The sequence below is a fragment of the Cyanobacteriota bacterium genome, from assembly GCA_025054735.1.
Taxonomy (GTDB): Bacteria; Cyanobacteriota; Cyanobacteriia; order SKYG9; family SKYG9; genus SKYG9.
In genome coordinates, this window is sequence record JANWZG010000385.1 from 1 (window position 1) to 3766 (window position 3766).

Here is a 3766-nt window from a genome sequence, read left to right on the forward strand (position 1 = left end):
ATTGTGGCTGCTAGCAGCGCTCAACCATTTCTAGAGCAGCTAATGGCTGCCAACTTTGATGATACGCTAGAGACTCGCTATGCTCTTCATCAAGATGTGCTGTGGGGAGTGTTCCAACATTCGTTGGCTGGCTTAACGGCTGAGGACTTGCGAGGGGCGATTGAGCGTTTGGTGGACCTCCACGCCAAGGGATTGAATGACTGTTTTAATGCCCTTGTTGAAACCCGTGTGCAACAAATCATCCGAGCTGCCAAACAACAGGGACAGTCTATGGAAACGACATTGCAGACCCTCGATCGATTTTATCAAGAGGGCTTAATGGGGGATATGGCCCTAGATAACCAGTCCCGTGAAGAAACCCTAGCTGCTTGGCGCTATCAGCTAGAGCGGTTGTGGAATGACGTTCATGAATGATCGTTCACTGGCTAACGGAGTTACTCAAACCTCCTTACTGGATAGCCACCTGTGCAAGTGGTAACCCAGAGCCTTAGTCTTTCTAGCATGAGTTCTGGCGGTTAGGGTTATAACCCCCCCAGGCAAGCTTGGGCTTCTTGGGCAACTTGGCTTACGGGATCCTTGGCCAAAGACGTAAGCGCTGCATTAACCTCAGCACCACTAAAGTTGCTCAATGCTTGCACAAGCTTATAACGCACTTGCCAATCAGCATCCTGCACAAAGGGCACTATCAAGGGAATTGCACGGGGATCACCGAGTTCACCCAGGGAACCGATCGCTGCCATGCGCACCAAATCCTCATCTGATTGCAGGGCTTCAGCCAGAAAGTCCAGCGCCTCTGGATCCCCTAGTTCTCCCAGGGCAGCGACGATGCTAAACCGTAATAACCAGTCGCTGGTTTGCTGATAGACTCGCAGTAAGTCTGGTAGAGCAGCTCTTAGCTTCAAACCACCCAATGCATCAGCAGCGACTGCTTTAACATCAATCTCTGGATCATCGTGCAAGCGCTGCAACAGTAGGGGCAAGGCTTCCTCTGGGTTTTGGTGTCCAAGGGTAGCTAGTTGACTCACAGCGGCATAACGTACCCGCGAGTTACTATCATTTAATAAGGGCTTAATAAGTGTGAAGGCGATCGCAGGGTCAAGCTGACGCAGTTGGTTGATGCCACGCAGGCGATCGCCAAACTGGTCAGAGGAAAGCTGTTGTTGCACCGACTCAGGGGTAATAGTCATGAAATTGTTCAGGGTGTGATTTAGCCATCTATGCATTGAGGTAGGACGCTCATCGCTACCTACATTCAACCAGCGACCTATGCAACCAACGGTTTGTTGGTAACCGTGGAAACATGGAAGCTTGAAATTGTAGCTTTATTGTAGGAATTGACGGGGATCATTGCAGCCATGGCTTTACAGGATGTAACAGCTTACTCCCATTCAATCGTTCCAGGGGGTTTAGACGTAATGTCATACACTACTCGGTTCACACCCTTGACCTCATTCACAATCCGATTGGAAATAGTTTCCAGTAGCTCGTAGGGCACCTTAGCCCAGTCAGCCGTCATGCCATCTTCGCTGGTGACTAGCCGCAGGACGATCGGGTAAGCATAGGTACGCTGGTCACCCATCACACCCACACTGCGAATGGGTAGCAGCACAGCAAAGGCCTGCCAGAATTGGTTATAGATACCTTGCTGATTAATCACCTGCCGAACAATAAAGTCAGCATCGCGGAGAATGGCTAACTTTTCAGCAGTGACTTCTCCTAGAATACGGATAGCTAGCCCTGGCCCCGGAAAGGGGTGTCGCTGCACAATTTCCTCAGGCAACCCAATAGAGCGCCCGACCTTGCGCACTTCGTCTTTAAATAACTTGCGCAGTGGCTCTACTAGCTTAAAGCGTAGGTTTTCGGGTAACCCACCAACATTATGGTGGCTCTTAATTTTCACGGCCACTCGTTCACCCGTTTGTGGGTCAATATTCGTGTCAGCAGACTCAATCACATCAGGATACAGAGTGCCCTGGGCTAGATAGTCAAAGGGGCCTAGGCGTTGGGACTCTTCTTCAAACACTTGGATAAAGGTATGGCCGATGCGCTTGCGCTTTTCTTCTGGGTCAGTTACCCCCCGAATGGCAGCCAAGAAGCGATCGCCCGCATCTACATACTCTACAGGAATATGAAACTGCTCCTTGAAGAGCTTAAGCAGGCGCTCAGGTTCATTTTTGCGCATGAACCCTTGGTCAATGAACATGCAGGTCAACTGGTCGCCGATCGCCTGATGCATCAAAAACGCCAAGGTAGAAGAGTCTACTCCACCAGACAGGGCTAGCAGCACACGCTTGTTGCCCACCTTAGCCCGCACCTCACAGATGGCTTGTTCCACAAAGGCTTCCGTGGTCCATGTGGGTTGGCAATCACAGATGTTGTAGACAAAGTTGCGGATGAGGGCTTGTCCACCTAGGGAATGCACAACCTCTGGATGAAACTGCACACCATAGAGTTTGCGATGATGGTCAGCGATTGCGGCACAGGGGGTATTATCCGTATGCGCTAATGTGCTAAATCCTTCAGGCAGGCGAGTTACTGAATCACCATGGCTCATCCACATGGTCACGCCACTGTCTATGCTAGCCAGTAAGTCACTGGCGTCGTCGATGTAGAGAGATGCTTTGCCATACTCGCCGCGATCCGATCGCTCCACCTCACCACCCAACTGCTGTGCCATCAACTGCATACCGTAGCAAACCCCCAAAATGGGAATTCCCAACTCCCAAATTGCTGGATCACAGTGAGGAGCGCCTTGATCGTAGACTGAGTTTGGCCCGCCAGAAAGGATAATGCCAGCCGGATTAAGCTGGCGTAGCTGCTCAGCAGATGTCCGGTAAGACAGGACTTCAGAGTAGACCTGGGTTTCACGAATCCGGCGAGCGATGAGTTCTGAATATTGGGAGCCAAAGTCAAGGATAATCACCATCTGGCGGTTTACGTCAGCCAAGACATTGGACTGGGTGAGCAAATCGGATTTAGGTGTCACGGGCATATCCCTAGTGAGAAGAACATCAGTAACAAGGATGCTTTAAGTTCAGTGCTTGTGATGATCGACGGCTTTATCAATGGCTTTTTATAAGCGTGAGACATCCTGAGTAGGATTTAATGAACTGAGAATCAATGACTTGGAAAGTGGGTAGTCAACACTTGCCACCCTGAATATTTGAGGGTATCTGAGCTTAACCCTATCATCACTTGAATTCCAATCCAAGGTTTAGGCAATTCTAAGCCTAGAGACATTCAGTAGCTTGCAGCTTCTCAGGGATGGCGGCCTTGACTAGTTGAAACATCCAGCATAGCTAATACCACTACGATTAGAAACCTTAGACCACAGAGAGAGCCAACATGGCTCAATTGTAGTTTAATGACGAGATTTGAAGCTCAGCGGCATGTCGCTATAGATTGATTTTCGTATCAATTCTTTTAAGCAGATGCTCACGCATATATTACATTTTTTTTACAAAATGGCTTAATTTCCTATCGATTTGTTGCAGATATAGGCTGAAATGCTCAATTGGCAAGGTTTTCTGTTACATAAACATTGTTAATGATAGCCGTAGTAACTGCTGTCAAGTTTGTTTACCTAAGGAGACGTGTGGATGTTTACCCAGGTCAAGCCGACCATTCGACACATTGCCCCTGAAGCCTTACAAGGAAGGTTTTTGATCAAAGTCGTCTACGTAGTTTTAGAGGCGCAGTATCAGAGTGCTCTGTCTACAGCGGTGCGGGCTATCAACCAAGCTAATCCCAACTTGGCGATCGAGAT

Annotated in this window: 3 protein-coding genes; 1 reads left to right on the forward strand and 2 read right to left on the reverse strand. The window is 49.1% G+C overall.

Annotated elements, in window-relative coordinates; genetic code table 11:
- Positions 1 to 414: hypothetical protein (locus tag NZ772_15435; GenBank protein ID MCS6814948.1), on the forward strand; the 414-nt coding region annotated here is incomplete at its 5' end.
- A 107-nt stretch (positions 415 to 521) separates the two neighbouring features.
- Here NZ772_15435 and NZ772_15440 read toward each other — a convergent pair.
- Entirely contained in the window at positions 522 to 1187 is a 666-nt protein-coding gene (locus NZ772_15440; protein ID MCS6814949.1) for a HEAT repeat domain-containing protein, read from the reverse strand.
- Positions 1188 to 1378: 191 nt separating this feature from the next.
- A complete protein-coding gene (gene guaA / locus NZ772_15445) occupies positions 1379 to 2926 on the reverse strand; it encodes a glutamine-hydrolyzing GMP synthase (protein MCS6814950.1) in 1548 nt (515 codons plus the stop codon).
- Positions 2927 to 3766 lie beyond the last annotated feature (840 nt).

Excerpts from the sequence above, each read along its gene's own strand:
- NZ772_15440 (MCS6814949.1), bottom strand. The coding sequence starts at position 1,187 with ATGACTATTACCCCTGAGTCGGTGCAACAACAGCTTTCCTCTGACCAG.
- guaA (MCS6814950.1), bottom strand. The coding sequence starts at position 2,926 with ATGGTGATTATCCTTGACTTTGGCTCCCAATATTCAGAACTCATCGCT.